We start from the raw sequence: 24,222 nt of genomic DNA on the forward strand, positions 1-24,222 counted from the left end.
TCGAACGAGAGTGGTGCGTGGAGCGAGGGGCCGCGATCCGCGAGGCGGACGTGACGCGCGTAGAAAATACGGTGAACAGATGTCCAGCGGATTTCTACGCGCGTCAATCTCCTGCCTGCTCACGCCACTTGTCAAGGTTTCGGCCATGTACGCCGCCCGGCGGGGAGATGAACCGGGCGGCATGGGTCCATACCCGTCTAGGCTGAGTGGCCCAGTGTCCCCGGCGGGCCGGTGGCACCACGCGTTCTAGGAGAACCAGCCGATGTCAGACAGCTCCCCCCTGCCGCCGGTGCGGCTGCACCCCGAAGCGGAGCTGGCGCGCGACGCGCTGTCCACGCCGTTGCTCTCCCGGGCGGCCCTGCTCGCCCGTTGGGCCGGTCCCGACACCCGGGTCGACGCCGGGGGCGGCCTCGTCGAGGACCAGTTGGCGCCCGCCGCCGAGGTGCTGGGGCTGACCGGGGACGACGCCGCCGCGTACGCGAGCGAGGCCTGGCGGGTCGCCGTGGACGCCGGGCTCGTGGAGGTCGTCGACGAGGAGGCCGGCACCGTCGCGGCCGGCGAGGACCTGGCCCTGCTGACCGGCGGGTCCCCGCACGACATCCTCGCCGTCTGGCTCGGCGCCCTGGAGACGGTGCTCGCCGACGCGGCCGTCCCCGACCTGGACGAGCTGATGGAGGCGATGGACGAGGGCGGCGAGATCGACTTCTCCCGGCTCGACTGGAACCCCGAGGCCGAGGCCGAATTCCTCGACGGTGTCCTCGGCAACCTCTACCTGCTCACCGCCAGCGAGGACGGCCCCGGCGACGCCCCGGTCCCGCTGCCCGCCCTCGCCGCTTCGATGATCATCCCCGGTGACATGGACGAGCCCACCAACGACGTCCTGGAGCAGGTCTCCGACGCGATGATGCGGCTCGACGACCAGTTCCGCCTCCTGGAGCCGATCGGGATCATCGCCTACCGGCCCGTCGACGAGGACCTGATGGCGGACCCCGAGGAGGAGCCCGCCGCCCCCTTCGACGAGAGCGACGTCTCCCGCTACGGCATGGTCCGGCTCACGCCCCTCGGCGTGTACGGGCTGCGGGCCCGGCTGCTGGAAGCCGGCTTCCAGGCCCCGGCCGTCGGCGACCTCGCCGACAAGGGCGCCGACGCCCTCCTCGACGGCAGCTCCGGCTACGGTCCGCGCGCCGCCCTCGCCGAGACCGAGCACTGGCTGGTGCGCCGCGAACCCCTCGACGCGGCACGGGAGTTGCTGGCCGCCGCCCGCGGCTCGGACCCCGGCGCCCCGCTGCGCCGACTGCGCTGCCAGCAGGCCCTCTCCCTCGTCGGCGGCCAGGCCGAACCCGCCGTCCGCGAGGTCCTCGACGACGCCGAACTCGGCGGCCTCGCCCGTGTCTGGCTCAGCGAGCTCGGCGCGACGGACGTACCGGCGCCCTCCGAGGACCTGGTCTTCTGGCTCACCATCGACACGCTCGCTGCGCAGCTCGCCGCGGAGGGCAACTCCGAGGAGCTCCAGGCCCTCGTCGAGGGGCTGGCCGAGCAGCACGGCGGGTTCTTCTCGGCGGCCTGGCGCGTCGACCACCCGGCGACCCCGGACGTCCTGGAGGCGATGGGACGTCTGCATCCGGACAAGCGCATCGCGAAGGAAGCCCGCAAGGCGGCGTTCAAGGCACGGTCGCAGCAGGGCGGATGAGTCTCCCGCCGTGCGGGCTCCTTCGGCCTCCCGTGGCCTGATCCGAACGGATTCACGGAAGGGGGTCCCCTGAAGACGCCCCTCGTTCAACTGCTGTTCAGGCGCGGGCGGGACGGTGGCGCCGAACCGAGGTCCGCCACCCTCCACGGCACCTCCACCGCGTCTCAGGAGACACCATGTCGCTCACCCGCAGGGACTTCGCCAGACAATCCGCGATCACCGGTGCCGGGGTCGCGCTGGCGGGCAGCGTAGGCGCCCTCGCCACCGCGCCGAACGCCCTCGCGTCCACGGAGACCGAGTCCGCGGCGGACACCGCCGACGCGCGCCGGGCGTCGGCGTCCGGGCACCACGGCGTCGGCTACGGCCCGCTGCTGCCCGACCCCGACGGCATCCTCGCGCTGCCGGCCGGGTTCAAGTACCGCGTCATCACCTACAGCGGCAGGACCAAGCTGGAGTCCGGCGAGATCACCCCGTCCAACCACGACGGCACCGCCACCTTCTGCGGCCCGCGCGGTGCCACCCTGCTCGTCAACAACCACGAGCTGAAGGGCCCGCGCGCGAGCTGGGCGTACCCGGTCCCGCTCACCGAGGGCCTGGTCTACGACCCGGCGGCGGCCGGCGGCTGCACGGTCGTCGAGGTGCGCCCCGGCGGCCATGTCGCCGAGTGGGTCGGAATCGCCGGCACGTCCACCAACTGCGCGGGCGGGACCACGCCTTGGGACACCTGGCTCACCGGCGAGGAGACCGAGGACAAGGCCGGCCAGAACGGCATGACCAAGGACCACGGGTACATCTTCGAGGTCGACCCCGAAGACCGCCGCGCCAACCGCGACCCCAAGCCGGTCAAGGCGTTCGGCCGGTACGCCCACGAGGCGGTCGTCATCGACCCCAAGCGCGGCCACGCCTACCTCACCGAGGACGCCTCCGGCCCCAACGGCCTGCTCTTCCGCTGGACCCCGCCGGCGGGCTTCCGGCACGGCCGCGGCAAGCTGCGCACCCTCGCCGACGACGCCGGCGTCCTCCAGGCCTTCAAGTGCTTCGACTCGGGCGGCAAGTTCGTCGACGACCTCTCCCGCGCCACGAAGATCGGCACGGTGTACGGCGTCGACTGGATCGACGTCCCCGACCGCGACGCCAAGTCGGTGCCGGTCCGCAAGCAGTTCACCGACGGCCAGGTCACCCGCGCCCGCAAGCTGGAGGGCATGTGGTGGGGCGACGGCGGCACCTACATCGTCTCGTCCTACGCCCGTGACGAGAGCCCCGTCCAGCACGACGGCGCCGTCTGGTTCTACGACCCCAAGCGCCGCACCCTGACCCTGAAGGTCCTGCTGGGCGTGAACCCCGACCCGTCCGTCGACGGTGCCTTCGACGGCCCCGACAACATCACCGTCTCCCCGTACGGCGGTCTCGTCATCGCCGAGGACGGCGAGGGCGTCCAGCACCTCTTCGGCGCCACCGACAGCGGCCGCACCTACCCCATCGCCCGCAACGAGCTGAACATCGGCACCGCGGACGAGCCGGAGTACAGCGAGTTCACCGGCGTCACCTTCTCGCCCGACGGCCACACCCTGTACGCCAACATACAGACCCCGGGCATCATGCTCGCCATCACCGGCCCCTGGAAGCGCCAGAAGCGGTAATTCACCGACGGCTTTTAATTCGCTCGCGACGTCCGTGCTGCGTCTCCTAGATTGAGATCACGACAACGCACCTCCCGGTGCGCAGGCTGCGGCTACTTCTTTCCACAGAAATGCACGCCGCCGCCGACTCGATCTCGGGAGGCGCAGCATGCGGTGGGTGCCCGGTGCGCAGGCAACGGTTACTTCATTGGATCGGACGGTCGCGGGTTCGAGTCCCGTCATCGGCTCAGGGCCGATGTAGCTCAGTCGGACAGAGCATCTGGCTAAGTCCGTCGCCGACTCCTGATCTCGGGCACCTTCCCCATGCTGCGCCACTCCCCGGAACACGACTGAATGAGCTTTGAATTCGGGGGAATTCATCATGGCGCGCTTCAATGTCCGTGCCCGTAAAAAGCATCCCACCTCGCCCGTGACCACCACGGGCCGCACGCTCCGCACCCACCAGGGCGGCCGAGGATCCGAGCGGGACGCCCGCTCCGAACTCTTTCTGCTGGCGGTGGCCAACTTCGTCTCCCAGCAGACCTTCTACGAGACCGGCGCGGCCCGCGACGACCGCTTCACGAAGCTGGTGCGCGAACTCGCCGTCGACGACCCGTCCTGGACGGCGGGCCTGCTCGGCTGGCTGCGCGGCGAGGGCAACCTCCGTACCGCCGCGGTCGTCGGCGCCGCCGAGTACGTCCACGCGCGCCTGGCGGCGGGCGCCACCGAAGGCCCGTCGAACCGGCAGGTCGTGGACTCCGTGCTGCGGCGGCCGGACGAGCCCGGCGAGCTGCTCGCCTACTGGACGGCGACGCACGGGCGCAACATCCCCAAGCCCGTCAAGCGGGGGATCGCCGACGCCGTACGACGGCTGTACGACGGCAGGTCGCTGCTGAAGTACGACACCGCGTCCAAGGGCTACCGCTTCGGTGACGTCCTCAACCTGGTGCACGCGGCGCCGGACCCGGACAAGCCGTGGCAGGGCGAGCTGTTCCGGTACGCCCTGGACCGGCGGCACCACCCGGACACGGCCGTGCCGCCCGCCTCCGACCCCGTCCTGACCGCGCACCGCGAGCTGACGGCGCTGCCCGTCGAGGAGCGGCGTGCGGTGGTCACCTCGCGGGCCGGGGCCGAGCGGCTCGCGGCGGCCGGGATGACCTGGGAGGCGCTGGCCGGCTGGCTCCAGGGGCCGATGGACAGGGCGGCCTGGGAGGCGGTCATCCCCTCCATGGGGGCCATGGCCGCGACCCGCAACCTGCGCAACTTCGACGAGGCCGGTGTCTGCGACGAGGTCGCGGCGCGGGTGGCGGCGAAGATCAGCGATCCGGCGGAGGTCGCGCGCTCGCGGCAGTTCCCCTTCCGGTACCTCGCGGCGTACCGGCACGCGCCGTCGCTGCGCTGGGCGTACCCGCTGGAGCGGGCGCTCGGCCACTCGCTGGCCAACGTGCCGGCGCTGCCCGGCCGGACACTGGTGCTCGTCGACCGCTCCGGTTCGATGTTCTACGCGCGGTTGTCGGACCGTTCCGAGCTCAACCGGGCCGACGCGGCGGCGATCTTCGGTACGGCGCTCGCCCTGCGGGCGGCCGACGCCGACCTCGTCGAGTTCGGCACCAGCAGCAACACGATCACGTTCCGTGAGGAGGAGTCGATGCTGAAGATTCTGGAGCGCTTCAAAGACCTCGGTGGTACGGACACCACCGAGGCCGTGCGCCGGCACTACCGCGGCCACGACCGGGTGCTGATCGTCACCGACGAGCAGTTCGCGGCGAGCCGCCACGGCGGCCCGACCGACCAGGTCCCGGCGGACGTGCCGGTCTACACCTGGAACCTGGCCGGTTACCGCGCGGGCCACGGTCCGGCGGGCACGGGGAACCGGCACACCTTCGGCGGGCTCTCCGACGCGGCCTTCCGGATGGTGCCGCTGCTCGAGGCCGCCGACGACACCCGGTGGCCGTGGGCGGCCTGAGAGCCGGCCTCGCGTGGCTGCATTCCCGTGGCCGCCGGGGCCTTGCGGGCGGGCCGAACTGATATCTAACATTTCAGTTCATGGAGGCTGTGCCACGCACGCTGCTCAGGGACCGCGCCTACGCGGCGATCCGGGACGCCATCGTGGCCGGGGACATCGCCCCCGGCGCGGTGGTCCGCGACGCCGATCTCGCCGAGCGGCTCGGGCTGTCCCGGGCGCCGGTGCGGGAGGCGTTCGCCCGGCTGGTCGACGAGGGGCTGCTGGAGAGCAAGCCGCAGAGCTACACGCGGGTCACCCCGGTCGTGGCCGCCGACGTGCGGGACGCGGCCGCGGTGGTCGGCGCGATGCACGAGCTGGCCACCCGGGTGGCGGTGCCCCGGCTGTTCGCGGCGGACGTCGAGGGGATGCGCGCGGCCAACGAGCGGTTCGCCGCCGCCGTACGGGAGGGGGACGTGGACGCCGCCCTGCGCGCCGACGACGCGCTGCACGACGTGCTGGTCCGGGCGGCGGGAAACCGCGCCGCCGCCGCCACCATCGCCCGCTACACCCCCCTCGTCCGGCGGCTGGAGCGACGGCGCTTCGGCGAGGGCGGCACCTGCCGTTCGGCCGGACTGCACGGCCGGCTGATCGAGGCCTGCGCCGACGGTGACGCGGACGGCGCCGTCCGCGTCACGGCGGAGATCTGGCGCACCCTCGCGGACCTCGCCGACGCCGACTGACGGACCGACCGACCGCGACCCGCCCACTGCTCCAGGAGGCCCCCATGACCCTCTCCTCGTACGAGCGTTACCCCCTCCTCTTCGGCCCCTCCCCGGTCCACCCGCTGGAACGGCTCACCGCCCACCTCGGTGGAGCCGCGCTCTGGGCGAAGCGCGAGGACTGCAACTCCGGGATCGCGTACGGCGGGAACAAGACCCGCAAGCTGGAGTACCTGGTCGCCGACGCGCTCGCGCAGGGCTGCGACACGCTCGTGTCGATCGGCGGGGTGCAGTCCAACCACACCCGTCAGGTCGCGGCCGTCGCCGCCCGTGCCGGACTGAAGTGCGTGCTGGTGCAGGAGAGCTGGGTGGAGTGGCCCGACTCCGTGTACGACAAGGTCGGCAACATCCTGATCAGCCGGCTCGCCGGGGCAGATGTACGCCTGATCCGGGCCGGGTTCGGCATCGGCTTCAAGGAGAGCTGGGAGCTGGCGCTCAGGGAGGTCGAGGAGTCGGGCGGCAAGCCGTACGCCATCCCGGCCGGGGCCTCCGACCATCCGCTCGGCGGGCTGGGCTTCGCCGGCTGGGCGTACGAGGTCGCCGAGCAGGAGCGGGAGGCGGGCGTCTTCTTCGACACCGTGATCGTCTGTTCGGTGACCGGCTCGACCCAGGCCGGCATGGTCGCCGGGTTCGCCGCGCTGGAGGAGGCGGGCGGGCGGCCCCGTCGCGTGATCGGGATCGACGCCTCGGCCAAGCCCACCGAGACCCGGGAGCAGATCGCCCGCATCGCGCATCGCACGGGGCAACTCATCGGACTCGAGCGCGAGTTGACCGTCGAGGACGTCGAGCTGGACGAGCGGTACCACGCCGGCGTCTACGGCGTCCCGGACGAGACGACCCTGGAGGCGATGCGGCTCGCCGCGCGCACCGAGGGCATGGTCACCGACCCCGTCTACGAGGGGAAGTCGATGGCCGGGCTCGTCGACCTGGTCGCACGCGGCGAGATCGGCCGCGACTCCACCGTGCTGTACGCGCACCTGGGCGGACAACCGGCCCTGAACGCGTACAGCGCGCTGTTCTGAGACCTCGCACGGCTGCGGTTCCACGACGGGACCCGCCACGGCGTCCGCTCCCGTCACGGGACCTGTCCAGGGCGTTTCCTGTTCCCTGTCCGGGTGGCTCCCTGCCTGGTGTCCCCGCGGGAACTGGTGGAACATGCGGGCAGCACGAAAAGACCCTGGTCGTGGACCCGCAGAGACGAGCGCGGTGAGCGGGGGCTTTCTCCGCTCGGTGTCCGGCAAGATGCGCAGAGAGCCCCCGGTTCGCAAGGAGTAACTGGATGACGCAGGTCAGGCCCATGCGTGCGGACGCTCGCCGCAACTACGAGCGCTTGCTGAAGGTGGCGGCCGAGGCCTTCGCCGAGCGTGGGGAGGGTGCTTCCCTCGACGACATCGCCAAGCGGGCGGGCGTCGGATCCGGCACGTTGTACCGGCACTTCCCGACGCGTCGGGCACTGCTGGAGGCGGCCTACGTCGACCGGATCGAGGCGCTCGCCGTACGGGCCGACGAGCTCGGTGGGGAACTCCCGCCGGGCGAGGCGCTGGTGGAGTGGCTCAACGAACTGTGCGTCGGCACGATCCAGGTCCGCGGTATGAAGTCGCTGCTGGGCTCCGCCGTCACGGACGGCAGCGTGGCCCCGGTCACCGCCTGCGGCACGCCCGTGAAGGAGGCGGCGACCCGGCTGGTGGAGGCGGCGCAGCGGGAGGGCACCCTGCGGGCCGACATCGAGCCGATCGACGTACTGCGCCTCGCGCACGGGGTGGCGACGGCGTCGGAGCTGGCGAAGGGGGACCGCGACGCCATCCGCCGGTACGTGTCGCTGCTGACGGAGGGCCTGCGGCCCGCCCGCTGACGAGTCCGCGCGCTCACGAGCCGGCGCCCGGACGCCCCCCGCTCACGACCCCGCCCGCTCAACGACCCCGCAGGCTCAACGACCCGCCCGCTGACGACAGCGGGCGCCCCCGTGGTGGCGGGCGCCCCTGGCCGGACGGCTGCGGGCCGGGCCCGGGCGGGGTGTGGCTACAGTGCCTGGGCACCCGGCTTCACCATGTTCCGCACGGTGCGGGCCTTCACGAAGTCCCCCATGGCCGTCATCTCCCACTCGCCGGAGAACTGCCGGATGAGCTTGGCCATCAGCACGCCGGTCTGCGGTTCGGCGCCGGTGAGGTCGAAACGGACGAGCTCCTCGCCGGTCGAGGCGTCCAGGAGACGGCAGTAGGCCTTGGCGACCTCCGTGAACTTCTGGCCGGAGAAGGAGTTCACCGTGAAGACCAGGCCGGACACCTCCTGCGGGAGACGGCCGAGGTCGACGACGATCACCTCGTCGTCACCGCCGCCCTCGCCGGTGAGGTTGTCGCCGGAGTGCTTGATCGCGCCGTTCACGATGGACAGCTTGCCGAAGTAGCAGCTGTCGATGTGGTTGCGCTGGGGACCGTAGGCGATGACCGAGGCGTCGAGGTCGATGTCCTTGCCGCGGAACGCCGGCTCCCAGCCCAGACCCATCTTGACCTGCGAGAGCAGCGGCCGGCCGCCCTTGACGAGGGACACGGTCTGGTTCTTCTGGAGGCTGACCCGGCCCTTGTCCAGGTTGATCTTCCCCGGGGCGGCGGGCGGCGCGGCGGGCGGCGCCGGAGGCATCGGCGGGGCCGCCGGGCTCATCGGCGACTGGGGCACGGGGGGTGCGGCGACCCGCTGCGGCGGCGCGGCCGGCGCCGGTTCCTCCACCGTCACCCCGAAGTCGGTGGCGATGCCCGCCAGGCCGTTCGCGTACCCCTGGCCCACCGCACGGGCCTTCCACGCGCCGTTGCGGAAGTAGATCTCCACGACGACGAGTGCCGTCTCCGAGCCGAGCTGCGGGGGCGTGAACGTGGCCAGCACGCTGTTGTCGTCCGCGCTGCGGATCGTCGCCGTCGGTTCCACGCCCTGGAACGTCTGCCCCGTGGCGTCCGGGCTGGCGGTGACGACGATCTTCTCGATGCCCGGCGGGACCGCGGACGTGTCGACGGTGATCGCGTCGGGGGCCGCGCCGCCGCCGGAGCGGTAGGTCACGCCGGGGCCGGTCGGCTGGTTGTAGAAGATGAAGTCGTCGTCGGAGCGCACCTTGCCGTCGGCGGTGAGCAGCAGGCCCGAAACGTCGAGCCGCACCGGAGCGGCGACGTCCACCGTCACGCGCGCGGTGGGGAGAGGGATGTTCGAGCCGGGGGTCATAGCTGTCATGTCGGGTGAACGAGCGAGACCACTTTGCCGTTCCCTTACCTGGACCCGAACGGATCCGGGTAGGGGAACGGGTGGGGAAACGGCGGCCGCGGGGGCCTACGGAACCACCACGATCTTGCGGCCGACCCCCGCCGCGAACTGCTCCAGGGCCCTCGGGTACTCGTCCAGCGGCATCCGGTCGCTGATGAAGACCTCCGGGTCCAGGACCCCGTTCGCGAAGAGTTCGGCGGCCCGCTCGAAGCTGTGCAGCACGGCCATCGAGCCGGTGATGGTGATCTCCTGGTTGTAGATCCGGTACGGGTCGACGGTGACCCGGGCCGCGTAGTCGGCGACGCCGAACTGGAGGAAGGTCCCCGCCTTCGCCACGCGCTCCAGGCCGTCCTGGATCGCCGCCGCGTTGCCCGTCGCGTCCACGACCAGGTCCCAGCCGCGCGGCCGTTCCAGCTCGTCCGCGTTCGCCGCCGCCCCGGAGACGCCCAGCCGGCGGGCCGTCTCCAGCCGGGCCGGATTCAGGTCCACCACGTCCACGCTCGCCGCGCCCGTGCGCTTCGCCAGCTCCAGCATCATCAGCCCCATCGTCCCGGAGCCGTAGATCAGCACATGCGCGCCCAGCCGGGACCGCAGCACGTCGTAGCCGCGTACCGCGCACGACAGCGGCTCGATCAGGGCCGCGTCCTGGGTGCGGATGTGCTCGGGCAGCCGTACGCAGTTCGCCACCGGTGCCACCGCGTACTGTGCCGCGCCGCCCGCCGTGGTGACGCCGATCGCGGCCCAGCGTTCGCAGAGGTTGGCATGGCCGGTGCGGCAGTACCGGCACTCGTGGCAGTACAGGGACGGGTCCACCGCCACCCGGTCGCCCGCCGACACCTCCGTGACCTGCGTGCCGACGCCCACGACCGTTCCCGCGAACTCGTGACCCGGCACGATGGGCAGCTTGGGCGCGAACTCGCCCTGGAGGATGTGCAGATCGGTGCCGCACAGACCGCAGGCGGCGACCTCCACGACCACCTCGCGCGGCCCTGGCGTCGGGTCGGGGACCTCGGTGACGACGGCGCGGCCCACGGACTCGATGACGGCGGCCTTCATTTCACGGCTCCCAAGGACAGGCCCTGGACCAGTTTGTCCTGGGCGGCGAACCCCGCGGCGAGCACCGGCAGGGAGATGACGAGCGACGCGGCGCACACTTTCGCCAGGAACAGGCCCTGGCTGGTGATGAAGCCGGTCAGGAACACGGGGGCGGTCTCCGCGACCACGCCGGTGAGCACCCGCGCGAAGAGCAGTTCGTTCCAGCTGAAGATGAAGCAGATCAGGGCCGTGGCCGCGATGCCGGGCAGGGCGATCGGGGCGACCACGCGCGCGAGGATCGTCGGCAGCCGTGCCCCGTCCACCCGCGCGGCCTCGATGATCGCCACCGGGACCTCGGCCAGGAAGGACTGCATCATCCACACCGCGATCGGCAGGTTCATCGAGGTGTAGAGGATGACGAGCAGCCAGATGTTGTCCAGCATTCCCGTGTTCTTGGCGAACAGGTAGATCGGCAGCAGACCCGCCACCACGGGCAGCATCTTGGTCGACAGGAAGAAGAACAGGACGTCGGTCCACTTGCGCACCGGCCGGATCGACAGCGCGTAGGCCGCGGGGAGGGCCAGGAGCAGGACGAACAGCGTCGACGCGACCGACGCCACCGTCGAGTTGACCAGCGCCGGCCAGGGGCTCGCGCCGCCGCCGGTGCCGAAGAACTCGCGGTAGCCGTCGAGGGTGAGGGACGCGGCGAAGGACGGGGGGTTGGTCGCCGCGTCCTGTTCGGAGTGGAAGGACGTCAGGGCCATCCAGGCGACGGGCAGGAAGAAGACGATGCCGGTCACCCAGGCCAGCAGCCCGAGGCCGCCTCGGCGTACGACGTTCATGCGCGGGACACCTCCTCGCGGAACAGGGACGAGACGACCCGCAGGGCGAAGGTCGCGATGACGATCGAGCCGATGACCACCAGGACGCCCGCGGCCGAGGCGAGGCCGTTCTCATGCGCCTGGTAGAAGCTCTGGTAGACGGTGTAGGGGAGGTTGGCGGTGCCCAGGCCGCCGGAGGTGAGGGTGAAGACGGCGTCGAAGTTCTGGACGATGTAGATCGAGCCGAGCAGGGCGCCCAGCTCCAGGTAGCGGCGCAGGTGCGGGAGGGTCAGGTGGCGGAAGATCTGCCAGTCGCCCGCGCCGTCCACCCGCGCCGCCTCGATCTGTTGCTGGTCCCGGCTCTGGAGGCCGGCCAGCAGGATCAGCATCATGAACGGCGTCCACTGCCAGACCAGGGAGGCCTCCACGGCGAGCAGCGGGGTGTCGGAAATCCAGTCCGGCTGGGGGCCGCCCACGTAGTGCAACAGGCCGTTGAGCAGCCCGTATTCGGGGTTGTAGAGGACGTGCTTCCAGAGCAGGGCGGCCGCCACCGGCACCACCAGGAAGGGCGCGATCAGCAGCGTGCGGACCACACCCCGGCCCCGGAACCGGCGGTCCAGGAGCAGCGCCAGGGCCAGTCCCAGCACCAGGCTGACCAGCACCACGGTCGCCGTCAGCAGGACGGTCGTCCACACCGAGTTGCGCAGGTCGGCGTCGGTCAGGACCTGGTGGTAGTTGTCGAACCCGGTGAAGCGGCGGGCCTTGGGGTAGAGGGCGTTCCAGTCGAAGAAGGAGATCACCACCGTGGCCACGAACGGGAGCTGGGTGACCACGATCATGAAGACCAGGGCGGGCAGCAGCGGGGCCCTGGTCGCCCAGGCGCGCAGCCGGGGGGACGGCCCGCGCGGGATGGGTGCGGAGGGTGCGGCCACGGGGGCCGTCGTCGTCGCGGTCATCGTCCCTCGTACTCCTCGGAGATCCGCTCGGCGAGCTGCTGGGACTTCTTCAGGGCCGACTCGACGGACTGGCGTCCGGCGATGGCCGCGCTGATCTCCTGGGAGACCTTGGTGCCGAGGTCGGTGAACTCGGGGATGCCGACGAACTGGATGCCGGGCGCGGGCCGCGGCTGCACTCCCGGGTCGTTGGGTCTCGCCGCCTCGATGGCCTGCTTCGTCATGTCCTGGAAGGCGGCCGCCTCCTCGCGGTAGGCCGCGTTCTCGTAGGTCGACGCCCGCTTGCCGGCCGGCACGTTCGACCAGCCGATCTCCTCGCCGACGAGCCGCTCGTACTCCTTGCCGGACGCCCAGGAGACGAACTTCCAGGCCTTGTCGGCGTTGCGGGAGGCCTTCTGGATGCCCCAGGCCCAGGTGTAGAGCCAGCCGGAGGCGCCGGTCTTCTCCACGGGGGCCGGGGCGTAGCCCATCTTGCCCTTGACCGGGGACTTCGCCGCCTCCAGGGAACCGGCCGCCGAGGTGGCGTCGTACCACATGGCGACCTTGCCCTGGGTCATGTTGTTGAGGCACTCGGCGAAGCCGGACTGGGCGGCTCCGGACTCGCCGTGGTCGCGGACGAGGTCGACGTAGAACTTCGTCGCCTTCTCGAACGCGGGCGAGTCGAGCCCCGCCTTCCAGTCCTCGTCGAACCAGGTGCCGCCGAAGGTGTTCACGACGGTCGTCAGGGGCGCCATCACCTCGCCCCAGCCGGGCAGTCCGCGCAGGCAGATGCCCTTCATGCCGGGCTCGGCCCCGTCGGTCTTCGCCGCGAGGTCGGCCACCTGCTGCCAGGTGGGATGGGCGGGCATCGTCAGGCCCCGCGCGGCGAACACGTCCTTGCGGTACATCAGGAAGGACGACTCGCCGTAGAAGGGCTGGCCGTAGAGCTTGCCGTCGTCCCCGGTGAGGGACTCACGCATCGGTTTCAGGACGTCCCGCTCGTCGTAGGCGGGGTCCGCCGCCACGTAGGAGTCCATCGCGTGCAGCCAGCCGTTGCGGGCGTAGATCGGTATCTCGTAGTTCGACAGGGTCGCCACGTCGTACTGGCCCGCCTGGTTGGCGAAGTCCTGGCTGATCTTGTCGCGGACGTCGTTCTCCGGCAACAGGGTGAAGCTGACCTTGATGCCGGTCTCTTTGGTGAAGTGGTCGGCGGTGAGCTTCTGCAACTCCGCCATCTGCGGGTTGTTGACCATGAGGACGTTGAGGGAGTCGCCGCCGGAACCCGCCCCGCCGGCTCCGGCCCAGCAGCCGGAGAGCAACGGGGCGAGCAGCGTCCCTGCGGCGACCGCGGCGAGTGCGGCTCGCGGCCTCCGTCGGCTCTGGGTGCGCATGGATCGCTCCTGGGCATAGGGGATGTATCGGGCACCCCGAGGCATGGCGGTGCCCTCGGGGGAGGGTGGTTCGGGGGTTCAGACCCGGATGACCTGAGGCCCCAGCAGTGCGTACCGATGGGCCTCGGCCGCCGGCAGCAGCGTGCTCGTCACGATCGCCTCCAGCGCGCCCACCTCGGCGAACCGGCAGAAGCCGACCGCTCCGAACTTGGTGTGCACGCCCACGAAGGCCACGCGTCGGGCCGCCCGCACGGCCTGCGCCTTGACCTCGCCGACCGCCGGGTCCGGGGTGGTCAGACCGTGTTCGCGGGAGATGCCGTTGGCGCCGATGTAGGCGAGGTCGACGACGAAGCCGGCCAGCATCTTCGTCGTCCAGTGGTCGACGGTGGCCAGGGTGCCGGAGCGGACCCGGCCGCCGAGCAGCAGTACGGACGTGTTCCCGGCCCCGGCGAGCGCGCCCGCGACCGGCAGGGACGCGGTGACCACGGTCAGCGGCCGGTCCCTGGGCAGCGCCTCGGCGATGAGCTGCGGGGTGAAGCCCTCGTCGACGAAGACCGTCTCGGCGTCCCCGAGCAGAGCGGCCGCCGCGGCGGCGATCCGGCGCTTCTCGGGCACATGGCTGGTGGCGCGGAAGGCCAGCGTCGTCTCGAACCCGGCGCTCTCCACGGGATAGGCGCCGCCGTGTGTGCGGCGCACCAGGCCGTGGTCCTCCAGGGCGCGCAGATCCCGCCGTACGGTTTCCCTGGCCACGCCCAGTTCGGCGGCGAGCGTGGCGACGTCGACCGCGCCGGTGGCGCGTGCGGCGCGCACGATCTCGCGCTGGCGCTCCTCCGCCGTTCTCGGGGTCATGTCGTCACCTCGCTCTCCCGCCGTCCTGCCCGTTCGGGCCCGGTGGGACCCATGGGGGAAGTTCTACAGCGGGTGCGCGGCACTGACCAGGCCTGTTGCGGGCCCGATACTGCCCGGGTGGGCCCGTTTGCCGCGCGGCCCGCCCGGCTCGGACCTGCGGGGCAGCCGGGCGGCGGGTGGGATCGGGCAGGGCGGGTGCCCGGATACGGCGGCGGGCGGGCCCGTTCGGTGCCCGCCCGCCGTCCGTGAGGTCCGCCCCGCGGTCAGTACGGCCAGATCGGCGGGTCGCTGACGAAGTGCCCGCCCAGGTAGGCGTGGGCGATGTTCTCCGGGTCGAGTTCACCCTGCTCGGCGATGAGCTTCTCGGCGTACTGCTCGGAGTCGTCCTGCGGTTCGTAGCCGAGCGCCCGCGCGGTGCCGAGGTCCCACCACAGCCGGGTGTTGGCGGAGGAGCCGTAGACGACGGTGTGGCCGACGTTCTCGGCGGTCAGGGCCGCGTGCAGCAGGCGGGCGCCGTCGGCCGGGCTCATCCACAGGGACAGCATGCGCACGCTGGTGGGCTCGGCGAAGCAGGAGCCGATGCGTACCGACACGCTCTCCAGGCCGTGCTTGTCCCAGTAGAGCTGGGCGAGGTCCTCGCCGAAGGACTTGGACAGGCCGTAGAAGGTGTCCGGGCGGCGCGGGGTGTCGATCGGGATCAGTTCGCCCTCGCCGGGCGACGCGCCGTCCCGGGGGCGGGGCGTGAAGCCGACCGCGTGGTTGGAGGAGGCGAAGACGACGCGCTGCACGCCCTCCTCGCGGGCCGCCTCGTACAGGTGGTAGGTGCCCGCGATGTTCGCGCCGAGGATCTTCTCGAAGGGGGCTTCCAGCGAGATGCCGGCCAGGTGGATGATCGCGTCGACGCCCCGCACGGCCTCCCGGACCGCGTCCTTGTCGGCCAGGTCCGCGACGATCGCCTCCGGCGCGTCGTCGATCGGACGCAGGTCGAGCAGGCGCAGCTCGTAGCCGTAGGCGGGCAGCAGCTCCCGCATCAGGGTGCCGAGGCCGCCGGCGGCGCCGGTGAGCAGGACGGTGCGCGGAGCGGGCATCCTCGGGTCTCCTTGGATCACTGAAGGGCGGGGCGGACGCATGTGTGGCCGCAGTTCACATGCATGGACACGCTAAGGAGCGGTGACGTCGCCCGTCAAGTCTCCTACAGGAGTGACAAAACTGCTGGTGTCTCGCGGGTGGGCGCGCTTGACCCGGCTCGATCGGGCACCCTAGCGTGAGCTTGTTCAGGAATATGGACGCTGCTCAAGAATATGGACCCGTTATGGACCCGGGAGAGCCCGTGACGTCAGCCCCGCTCGCCGACCGCCTCCGCGTCCCCAGCGGACCCTTGTTCTTCCCCGTCACCGCCTACGGCCCCGACGGCTCCCTCGACCTCGACACCTACCGCGCGCACGTACGCCGCGGCGTCGAGGCCGGCGCCGCCGCCGTCTTCGCGGCCTGCGGGACCGGGGAGTTCCACGCGCTCGCCCCGGAGGAGTTCGAGGCCTGCGTGCGGGCGGCCGTGGCCGAGACCGCCGGGCGGGTGCCGGTCGTCGCGGGCGCCGGCTACGGGACCGCGCTCGCCGTGCGCTACGCGCGGCTGGCCGAGTCGGCCGGGGCGGACGGCCTGCTCGCCCTGCCGCCCTACCTCGTCGTCGCCGCCCAGGAGGGCCTGCTGCGCCACTACCGGGAGGTGGCGGCCGCGACCGCGCTTCCGGTCGTCGTCTACCAGCGCGACAACGCCGTCTTCACCCCCGAGACCGTCGTCGGACTCGCCCGCACCGAGGGCGTCATCGGCCTCAAGGACGGCCTCGGCGACCTCGACCTGATGCAGCGGACCATCAGCGCCGTCCGCACCGAGGTCACCGGCGACTTCCTCTACTTCAACGGCCTGCCGACCGCCGAACAGACCCAGCTCGCCTACCGGGCCCTCGGCGTCACCCTCTACTCCTCGGCCGTGTTCTGCTTCGCCCCCGAGATCGCCCTCGCCTTCCACCGGGCCCTCACCACCGGCGACGACACCACCGTCCACCGCCTCCTCGACGGCTTCTACCGGCCGTTCGTCGAACTGCGCGCCCAGGGGCGCGGATACGCCGTCTCCCTCGTCAAGGCCGGGGTCCGGCTGCGCGGCCTCGACGTGGGCGAAGTGCGCCCGCCGCTGCACGAACCGAGCGAGGATCATGTCAAGCGGCTCGCCCAGGTGATCGAGAGCGGCTACGCGCTGATCGAGGAGGACAGGTAAGTGAAGGCGTCGACATTCGTCTATCCCTGGGACGTCACCGGCGACCCCGGGGCACCGGCCCGGATCGCCGCGCTCGGCGTGGAACAGGTGACCCTCGCCGCCGCCTACCACTCCACCCGCGCCCTCACCCCCCGCCACCCGCGGCACCGCATCGTCACCGCCGAGCACGCGGCCGTCCTGTACCCGACGGATCCGGCCGGCGACCGCTGGAAGGGCCGCGCCCTGCGCCCGTACCCGGCCGGCGACTGGGCCCCCGGCGACGCCTACGGCGAGGCCGCCGAAGCGCTCGCGGGGGCGGGTCTCGACGTGCACACCTGGGTGGTCCTCGCGCACAACTCCCGCCTCGGCGCCGAACATCCGGACACCTCGGTCGTCAACGCCTACGGCGACCGCTACCCGTGGGCCCCCTGCATCGCCCAGCCCGCCACGCGCGCGTACCTCGTCGACCTCGCCGCCGAGGCCGCCGTACGCCCCGGCGCGGCCGGCACCGAACTGGAGTCCCTCGGCTGGTACGGGCTCCAGCACCTGCACGCCCACGACAAGACCGGCGGCGTCGGCCTCGGGGACGCGGGCCAGTACCTGATGGCGCTCTGCTTCTGCCCCGTCTGCCGGGCCGGCTACGGAGAGCAGGGCCTGGACGCCGACGTGCTCGCCGTCGCCGTACGGGAGGCGCTGGAGCCGCTGTGGCAGGGGGCGCCGGACGGCGGGGGAGGCTGGACGGAGATCGAGAAGCTGCTCGGGCAGGAGACGGCGGCGGCCACGCGCGCGTGGCGCGACGAGACCGCCCGTACGCTCCAGGAGACCGCCGTACGGGCGGTACGGGACGCCGCGCCCGGCGGCTTCCAGGTCCTGCTGCACGCCGACCCCGTGACCTACCACGTCGGCGCCAACCCGGGCGTCGATCCCGAGCACGTCCTCTCCGTCGCCGACGGCGTCGTCGTGCCCTGCGCGGGCGGGCCGGAACTGCTCGTGCCCTTCGCGGCGCACCGTCGCGAGGGCACGGTCGTGGCCGCCAACTTCGGCGTCGTCTCCGGCATGGGCGGCAGCCCCGGCACGCTCACCGCCGACCTGGCGCGGGCACGTGACCTCGGGGCGACCGAACTGCGGCTGTATCACGCGGGATTGGCGTCGGACGGGGACCTGGCGGCCGTACGGGAGGCGCTGGCCGCCCGCTGAGCGCCCCGCAGCAGCGGCAGGACCGTCAGCCGGGCCACGGCCAGCCCCACCAGCAGCGGCCGGTACGGCACGAGTTCGACCAGGACCGCGCCCGCCGCGAGACCGACGGCGGTCGGCGCGTACAACAGCGTGCCGGCCGTCGCGGTGACCCGGCCGAGCAACGCGTCCGGCGTCCCCCGCTGCACGGCCGTCAGCGAGGCGATCAGCACACAGGGCAACCCCGCCCCGGTCGCCGCGGCGCACACCAGGGTCACCGGGCCCGAGGCGGCGGCCTGCGCGGCGACCGCGACGGCCGACAGGCCGATCCCGTACGCGGCGAACCGGCGTTCCCCCAGCCGGCGCAGCGCGGGCCCCGAGAGCAGCCCCACCACGATCGAACCGACACCCTGGAGGGCGTAGAGCGTGCCCGCGTAGGCGGGGGAGTGACCGAGGCCCTCGACGACGGCGTAGACCAGCGGGCCGCCGAGACCCGAGCACAGCATCGTCGCACCGCCCGCCAGGACGAGCGGGCGCAGCTCGGGGTGGCCCCACAGGAAGCGGGCGCCCTCGGCGGTCTGCGCACGCCATCGGGCGGTGCCCTTTCGAGGCCGCCGCTCACCGCCGACCCGCGCACACGCGTACAGCCCCGCCGCACAGCCGAAGGAGGCCGCGTCCAGCAGCGCCACGGCCGGCCCGCCGTAGGCCGCGTAGACGCCCGCGCCCGCGAGCGGGGCGACCAGTTTCATGCCCTCCGTGGTCATCATGCGCAATCCGTTGAAGTCGCCGAGCAGTTCCGGGGCGACGACCGCGGCGACGAGCGCGGACTCCGCCGCGTCGGCGACCACCGAGGCCGCGCCGTACAGCGCCAGCACCGCGAACAGCAGCCACAACCGGTCGGGTGAGTCGACCACCAGGACGACGGGCAGCAGGACCGCCGGACCCAGGTTGAACGCGAGGAGCAGGGGCCTGCGGTGGGCGCGGTCGGCGAGGGTGCCCAGCACCGGTCCGAACAGGACGGGGACCCACAGCGCCAGCGCGCACAGCGCCGCGAGCCCGTTCGAGCCGGTGAGGTCCTTGACCCACACGCCGGACGCCAGCCACAGCGCCGAGGTGCCGAAACCGGAGACCGCCGAGGCGGCCAGATAGAGCGCCGCGTCGCGGTCCCGCAGGACGCGTGCCACGGACCAGTTCTTCGTCATACCCGGTCATCGTGGGTCTGAGGCGGTCGCCTCGGCATCGGGCAGTTGCCCTACGGCACCCGTCGGGCCGGCGGGAGACCGACGGAACCCGTAAGCCCTGCCCGCTGCCGCGCCCGGCACCGATGAGTTCGCGAGCCGCCGCCGGTCTTCCCTCGTATGACCGACACGACGAGCACATTCGACCTCGGCCCGCAGACCCTGATCGTGGCGCGCCTCGCGGAGGGCGTCCGCGACGAGCAGCTCGCGGACGGGACGCCCTGCCCGGGCTGCGCCGTCCGCAACATGCTCGGGCATCTCACCGGCCTCGCCGTCGCCTTCCGGGACGCCGCCCGCAAGGACCTGGGGGCCACCACCGACACCGCTCCGGACGCCGCTCGGCCGGAGATCGGCCCCGGCTGGCGCGCCGAGCTGCCCAAGGTGCTCGATGAACTCGCCGACGCCTGGCGAGACCCGGCCGCCTGGACCGGCATGACCCGCGCGGGCGGCATCGACCTGCCCGGCGCGGTCGCGGGCGCCGTCGTCGCCGACGAGCTGGTCATCCACGGCTGGGACCTGGCCCGCGCCACCGGGCAGGAGTACACGCCCGACCCCGCCGCGCTGCGCGCCTCGCACGACTTCCTGCGGGCGGCCGCCGAGGAGTCCGACCGCGGGGACGGCATCTTCGGCCCCGTCGTGTTCGTGCCGGCGGACGCCCCCCTGCTCGACCGCGCGGTCGGACTGAGTGGCCGCGACCCGGGTTGGAAGCGCTGACCGGCGCTCCGGGACCGCACCGCCGGACACCGGGCGGACCCTGTGTGACTCCCGGGGCCACCGGGTAAGCGGGGGACACAGGGTAGGCAGGGGTCGCCGGCGACACAGGGATCGCAGGGGCCACCGGGGACACAGGCGGCGCCGGGGAGGCAGGGGAAACACGGCGCGTCCTGCGGGCCCGAAACGTACGCTCCCCACCATGCCCCTGAGCCTCACCGTCCTCGGTACCGCCTCTCCCCACCCGGGGCCGGGCCGCCCCTGCTCCGGCTATCTCCTGCGCGGCGCGGGGGCGGAGGTGTGGGTGGACGCGGGCCCCGGCACGTTCGCGGAGTTGCAGCGGCACACGGATCCCGACCGGCTCACGGCGATCTGGATCTCCCACCTGCACGCCGACCACAGCGCCGACCTGCTCGCCGCCGCCTACGCGTTCGCCTACGGCGGGATGGCCCCGCCCGCCCCGATCCCGGTGTACGCGCCGCTCGACTGCGCCCGCCGGATCGCCGGCTTCCTCGGCCGCCCCGACGTACGGTTCCTGAGCGAATTCCTCGACTTCAGGGCCCTGTTCGACGGGCACACCGTACGGCACTGGAACCTGCGCCTCACCTCACGCGCGGTGGCGCACGACACCGAGGCGTACGCGCTGCGCGCCGAGTGCCAGGGCAGCGTCCTCGCGTACTCGGGGGACACCGGACCGTGTGACGCCCTCACCGAACTCGCCTCCGGCGCCGATCTGTTCCTGTGCGAGGCGGACATCGACAGTCATCGCGAAGGCGAACAGGGGCCGCGGGTGCATCTCACCCCGGAGGACGCCGGCGACGCCGCCCGCAGGGCAGGGGTGCGCGAGCTGTACATCACCCACGTCGGGCCCACGCTGACCCGGAAGGACGCGACCGCCCGCGCCGCCGCCGCCTTCGGGGGCCCCGCCCGGACCGCCCGCGAGGGCGAGACCCTCCCGTTCTGACCCCTTCGGGCGCTCCCGTCCCGGCAGCCCCACCTCGGCAACGCGAACTTCCTTTGTCAGAAGCATTGACGAAACACAGGGCCACTTCTACCTTCAACGCGTCGTACTTCGTACGTCATATATGAGACGCGATACGCGAGATCTCAGATCAGATACGCGACATCCGAGAGGCGCGCATGACCTCTGTGCCCACGCCGATCCCGTCCCGCACGCAGTACGTGCTGGAGGAGATCAAACGCCGCATCCTCACCGGACGGCTGACGCCCGGTCAGGCTCTGGTCGAGACCGAACTCGCCGCACAGTTCGGGGTGTCCAAGACCCCGGTGCGCGAGGCGCTCAAGACCCTGGCCGGCACCGGACTGGTCGTCATGAGCCAGTACAAGGGCGTCACGGTGCGCATGGTGGACGCGGACATGGCGCGCGAGGTCTACGACGTACGCCTGCTCCTCGAACCCGAGGCGCTCCGGCGGGCCGTGCGGCGGGGCGCCTCCCTGGACGCCGCCCGCGAGGCGCTGACCAGGGCCGACCAGGCGACCGACACCGCCGAACGGTCGCTGGCCAACCGTGAGTTCCACCGCGCCCTGTACCTGCCGTGCGGCAACCCGCTGCTCGGCCGGATGCTCGACGAGGTGCGCGACCAGGCCGCCCTGGTCTCCGCCGTCGCCTGGGCCGCCTCGCCCTCCTGGGAACGGGAGGCGGGCGAGCACCGCGAGATCCTGCGGCTCGCCCTGGACGGCGACGGCGACGGAGCGGCCCGTGCCCTGCACGCCCACATCGCGTCCTTCGTGCACCGGGCTTTCCCCGAGACCGCCCAGGAGGCCCATGAGGGGCCCCGGGCAGAGAAAGGTCAGGAATGAGCAGCGTGGCGTTCGAGACCCAGCGGGCGGCCCTGGCCGACGTGGTGGCCATCCCGGTGACCCCGTTCGCCGAGGACGGCTCCGTCGACGGCGAAACCCACCGGGCCCTGGTGCGCCGGCTGCTCGACGGCGGGATCACCACCCTCACCCCGAACGGCAACACCGGCGAGTTCTACACCCTGACCCCCGAAGAGCGCCGTCTGGTCACGGAGTCGACCGTCGAGGTGGCCGGCGACCGGGCGGCGATCCTGGTCGGCGTCGGCCACGACATCCCGACCGCCGTCGCCTCCGCCCGGCACGCCCGCGAGCTGGGCGCGCAGATGGTGATGGTCCACCAGCCCGTCCACCCGTACGTGTCGCAGAGCGGCTGGGTCGACTACCACCGGGAGATCGCGGCGGCGGTACCCGAGCTGGGCGTCGTCCCGTACATCCGCAACGCGCAGCTGCGCGGCGAACGACTCGCCGAACTCGCCGACGCCTGCCCGAACGTCATCGGCGTCAAGTACGCCGTCCCGGACGCCTCGCGCTTCGCCGCGTTCGCGCGGGACGCGGGCCTGGAACGCTTCGTCTGGGTGGCCGGTCTCGCCGAGCCGTACGCCCCCTCCTACTTCTCCGCGGGCGCCACCGGCTTCACCTCCGGGCTGGTGAACGTCGCCCCGGCCGTCTCGCTGAACATGATCGAAGCGCTTCGATCCGGGGACTACCCGGCCGCGATGAAGGTGTGGGAACAGATCAGACGCTTCGAGGAGCTCCGGGCCGCCAACGGCTCCGCCAACAACGTCACCGTCGTCAAGGAGGCGCTTGCCTCCCTTGGTCTGTGCCGCCGCGAGGTCCGCCCGCCGAGCCGGACGCTGCCCGAGGCCGAGCGCGCCGAGGTCGCCGCCATAGCCGCCGGATGGTCCATATGAAGCGCTTCGACGATCAAGCCCGCAAACGCCCCGAGGACCTCAGAAGCCACCAGTGGTACGGCGCCGAGGGCCTGCGCTCCTTCAGCCATCGTGCCCGCACCCGCCAGCTCGGCTACCTCCCCGAGGAGCACCTCGGCAAGCCGGTCGTCGCGATCCTCAACACCTGGTCGGACATCAACCCCTGCCACGTCCACCTGCGCGACCGCGCGCAGGCCGTGAAGCGGGGCGTGTGGCAGGCGGGCGGCTTCCCGCTGGAGTTCCCGGTCTCCACACTCAGCGAGACCTTCCAGAAGCCGACCCCGATGCTCTACCGCAACCTGCTCGCGATGGAGACCGAGGAGCTGCTGCGCTCCTATCCCGTGGACGGCGCCGTGCTGATGGGCGGCTGCGACAAGACGACACCCGCGCTGCTCATGGGCGCGGCCAGCGTCGACCTGCCGACGGTCTTCGTCCCGGCCGGACCCATGCTGCCGGGACACTGGCGCAACGAGGTCCTCGGCTCGGGCACCGACATGTGGAAGTACTGGGACGACAAGCGGGCCGGCCTCATCGGCGACTGCGAACTCGCCGAGCTGGAGAGCGGCCTGGCGCGCTCGCCGGGCCATTGCATGACGATGGGCACGGCATCCACGCTGACGGCCGCCGCGGAGGCGCTGGGAGTGACGGTGCCGGGCGCGTCGAGCATCCCGGCCGTGGACTCCGGGCACGACCGGATGGCGGCCGCCGCGGGTCTGCGCATCGTCGAACTGGTCCACCGGGACCGCAGACTGAGCGAGATCCTCACCGCGGACGCGTTCGAGGACGCGGTGACGACCGTCCTCGGCCTCGGCGGTTCGACGAACGCCGTGATCCACCTCATCGCCATGGCGGGCCGCGCCGGCGTCAAGCTCACCCTCGACGACTTCGACCGCGTCGCCCGGACCGTCCCCGTGCTCGCCAACGTGCGGCCCGGCGGCCGGAGGTACCTCATGGAGGACTTCCACTTCGCGGGCGGACTCCCCGGCTTCCTCTCCCGGATCCCGGACCTGCTCCACCTGGACCGCCCGACCATCTCCCACGACACGCTGCGTGAGCAGCTCGCCGGCGCCCAGGTGCACGACGAGGACGTCATCCGTCCCCGGAGCAATCCGGTCGCGAGCGAGGGCGGGGTCGCCGTGCTGCGCGGCAACCTCTGCCCGGACGGCGCCGTCATCAAGCACATCTCCGCCGAGCCCCATCTGCTCCGGCACACCGGCCCCGCGGTCGTCTTCGACGACTACCGGACCATGCAGCGCACCATCAACGACCCGGAGCTCGGGATCACCGCCGACACCGTCCTGGTGCTGCGCGGTTCCGGTCCCAAGGGCGGGCCGGGCATGCCCGAGTACGGCATGCTGCCCATCCCCGACCATCTGCTCAAGCAGGGGGTGCGGGACATGGTGCGGATCTCCGACGCCCGGATGAGCGGGACGAGTTACGGCGCGTGCGTCCTGCACGTGGCGCCCGAGTCGCACGTCGGCGGGCCGCTCGCCCTGGTGCGCACGGGGGACTCGATCACCCTCGACGTCGAGGCCCGTTCCCTCCGGCTCGATGTGGACGACGAGGAGCTGGAGCGGCGCCGGGCGCTGTGGACGCCGCCGCCCGTCCGCTACGAGCGCGGCTACGGCGCGCTCTACAACGAGCAGATCACCCAGGCCGACACCGGCTGCGACTTCGAGTTCCTGGCCCGCCCGGGCAAGGTCGCGGACCCGTACGCGGGCTGACCGCCCCCGCACGACCGGGCCCACCCCTGTACAGCGAGAAAGCGCTTAACCCGCACGACGCACCGAGCACA

The 24,222-nt window shown here is 72.3% G+C and carries 21 protein-coding genes; 13 read left to right on the forward strand and 8 right to left on the reverse strand.

What is annotated here, in order from left to right; all coding sequences use genetic code 11:
• The first annotated feature begins 262 nt into the window (after positions 1-262).
• The 6 genes from OG440_RS28630 (at position 263) to OG440_RS28655 (ending at position 7,885) form a co-directional block, all read left to right on the forward strand.
• Positions 263-1,690 carry a hypothetical protein gene (locus OG440_RS28630; protein WP_406009652.1) on the forward strand — a complete coding sequence of 476 codons (1,428 nt, stop codon included), beginning with the start codon at positions 263-265 and terminating at the stop codon, positions 1,688-1,690.
• 176 nt (positions 1,691-1,866) lie between these two features.
• Positions 1,867-3,330, forward strand: a complete 1,464-nt coding sequence (locus OG440_RS28635) for an alkaline phosphatase PhoX (RefSeq protein WP_406009653.1) — start codon at positions 1,867-1,869, stop codon at positions 3,328-3,330.
• 361 nt (positions 3,331-3,691) lie between these two features.
• The gene (locus OG440_RS28640; protein WP_406009654.1) at positions 3,692-5,275 is read left to right on the forward strand and encodes a TROVE domain-containing protein; all 1,584 of its coding nucleotides are present in this window, start codon (positions 3,692-3,694) and stop codon (positions 5,273-5,275) included.
• Between the two features lie 80 nt (positions 5,276-5,355).
• Positions 5,356-5,994 carry a GntR family transcriptional regulator gene (locus tag OG440_RS28645; protein WP_406009655.1) on the forward strand — a complete coding sequence of 213 codons (639 nt, stop codon included), beginning with the start codon at positions 5,356-5,358 and terminating at the stop codon, positions 5,992-5,994.
• Between the two features lie 44 nt (positions 5,995-6,038).
• Positions 6,039-7,055 (forward strand): 1-aminocyclopropane-1-carboxylate deaminase, encoded by a 1,017-nt coding sequence (locus OG440_RS28650; protein ID WP_406009656.1) that lies wholly within the window; start codon positions 6,039-6,041, stop codon positions 7,053-7,055.
• 257 nt (positions 7,056-7,312) lie between these two features.
• The gene (locus OG440_RS28655) at positions 7,313-7,885 is read left to right on the forward strand and encodes a TetR/AcrR family transcriptional regulator (protein ID WP_406009657.1); all 573 of its coding nucleotides are present in this window, start codon (positions 7,313-7,315) and stop codon (positions 7,883-7,885) included.
• A gap of 167 nt (positions 7,886-8,052) precedes the next feature.
• Here OG440_RS28655 and OG440_RS28660 read toward each other — a convergent pair whose 3' ends face one another.
• From OG440_RS28660 to OG440_RS28690, 7 genes are all read right to left on the reverse strand, one after another.
• On the reverse strand, positions 8,053-9,240 hold the full coding sequence (locus tag OG440_RS28660) for a TerD family protein (protein ID WP_406011484.1): 1,188 nt from the start codon (positions 9,238-9,240) through the stop codon (positions 8,053-8,055).
• A 105-nt stretch (positions 9,241-9,345) separates the two neighbouring features.
• Entirely contained in the window at positions 9,346-10,335 is a 990-nt protein-coding gene (locus tag OG440_RS28665) for a zinc-dependent alcohol dehydrogenase family protein (protein WP_406009658.1), read from the reverse strand.
• The gene (locus OG440_RS28670; RefSeq protein WP_406009659.1) at positions 10,332-11,156 is read right to left on the reverse strand and encodes a carbohydrate ABC transporter permease; all 825 of its coding nucleotides are present in this window, start codon (positions 11,154-11,156) and stop codon (positions 10,332-10,334) included. Before OG440_RS28670 ends, OG440_RS28665 begins: the two co-directional genes overlap by 4 nt.
• A complete protein-coding gene (locus OG440_RS28675; protein WP_406009660.1) occupies positions 11,153-12,091 on the reverse strand; it encodes a carbohydrate ABC transporter permease in 939 nt (312 codons plus the stop codon). Before OG440_RS28675 ends, OG440_RS28670 begins: the two co-directional genes overlap by 4 nt.
• Positions 12,088-13,458, reverse strand: a complete 1,371-nt coding sequence (locus OG440_RS28680) for an ABC transporter substrate-binding protein (protein WP_406009661.1) — start codon at positions 13,456-13,458, stop codon at positions 12,088-12,090. Before OG440_RS28680 ends, OG440_RS28675 begins: the two co-directional genes overlap by 4 nt.
• 78 nt (positions 13,459-13,536) lie before the next feature.
• Positions 13,537-14,307 carry a DeoR/GlpR family DNA-binding transcription regulator gene (locus tag OG440_RS28685; RefSeq protein WP_406009662.1) on the reverse strand — a complete coding sequence of 257 codons (771 nt, stop codon included), beginning with the start codon at positions 14,305-14,307 and terminating at the stop codon, positions 13,537-13,539.
• Between the two features lie 263 nt (positions 14,308-14,570).
• The gene (locus tag OG440_RS28690) at positions 14,571-15,395 is read right to left on the reverse strand and encodes an NAD-dependent epimerase/dehydratase family protein (protein ID WP_406009663.1); all 825 of its coding nucleotides are present in this window, start codon (positions 15,393-15,395) and stop codon (positions 14,571-14,573) included.
• Positions 15,396-15,637: 242 nt separating this feature from the next.
• On the opposite strand from OG440_RS28690, the gene OG440_RS28695 reads away from it, so the two are divergent.
• Both OG440_RS28695 and OG440_RS28700 read left to right on the forward strand, forming a co-directional pair.
• Positions 15,638-16,579, forward strand: coding sequence for a 5-dehydro-4-deoxyglucarate dehydratase (locus OG440_RS28695; protein WP_406009664.1), 942 nt, complete (start codon positions 15,638-15,640; stop codon positions 16,577-16,579).
• A complete protein-coding gene (locus OG440_RS28700) occupies positions 16,580-17,755 on the forward strand; it encodes a hypothetical protein (RefSeq protein WP_406009665.1) in 1,176 nt (391 codons plus the stop codon).
• Here the strand turns inward: OG440_RS28700 and OG440_RS28705 are convergent.
• Positions 17,692-18,933, reverse strand: a complete 1,242-nt coding sequence (locus tag OG440_RS28705) for an MFS transporter (RefSeq protein WP_406009666.1) — start codon at positions 18,931-18,933, stop codon at positions 17,692-17,694. The genes OG440_RS28700 and OG440_RS28705 overlap by 64 nt on opposite strands.
• A gap of 156 nt (positions 18,934-19,089) precedes the next feature.
• Here OG440_RS28705 and OG440_RS28710 point away from each other — a divergent pair, with 156 nt between their 5' ends.
• The 5 genes from OG440_RS28710 to araD all read left to right on the forward strand — a co-directional run bounded on the left by OG440_RS28710 (position 19,090) and on the right by araD (position 24,151).
• The gene (locus tag OG440_RS28710) at positions 19,090-19,683 is read left to right on the forward strand and encodes a TIGR03086 family metal-binding protein (protein ID WP_406009667.1); all 594 of its coding nucleotides are present in this window, start codon (positions 19,090-19,092) and stop codon (positions 19,681-19,683) included.
• A gap of 199 nt (positions 19,684-19,882) precedes the next feature.
• Entirely contained in the window at positions 19,883-20,644 is a 762-nt protein-coding gene (locus OG440_RS28715) for an MBL fold metallo-hydrolase (RefSeq protein WP_406009668.1), read from the forward strand.
• Between the two features lie 176 nt (positions 20,645-20,820).
• On the forward strand, positions 20,821-21,501 hold the full coding sequence (locus OG440_RS28720; protein WP_406009669.1) for a GntR family transcriptional regulator: 681 nt from the start codon (positions 20,821-20,823) through the stop codon (positions 21,499-21,501).
• Complete coding sequence (locus tag OG440_RS28725; RefSeq protein ID WP_406009670.1) at positions 21,498-22,409, forward strand: dihydrodipicolinate synthase family protein; 912 nt, start codon at positions 21,498-21,500, stop codon at positions 22,407-22,409. Before OG440_RS28720 ends, OG440_RS28725 begins: the two co-directional genes overlap by 4 nt.
• Complete coding sequence (araD, locus tag OG440_RS28730) at positions 22,406-24,151, forward strand: L-arabinonate dehydratase (RefSeq protein WP_406011485.1); 1,746 nt, start codon at positions 22,406-22,408, stop codon at positions 24,149-24,151. Before OG440_RS28725 ends, araD begins: the two co-directional genes overlap by 4 nt.
• Positions 24,152-24,222: the final 71 nt, after the last annotated feature.

Origin of the sequence: Streptomyces sp. NBC_00637 (genome assembly GCF_045161545.1) — a bacterium.
Taxonomy (GTDB): domain Bacteria; phylum Actinomycetota; class Actinomycetes; order Streptomycetales; family Streptomycetaceae; genus Streptomyces.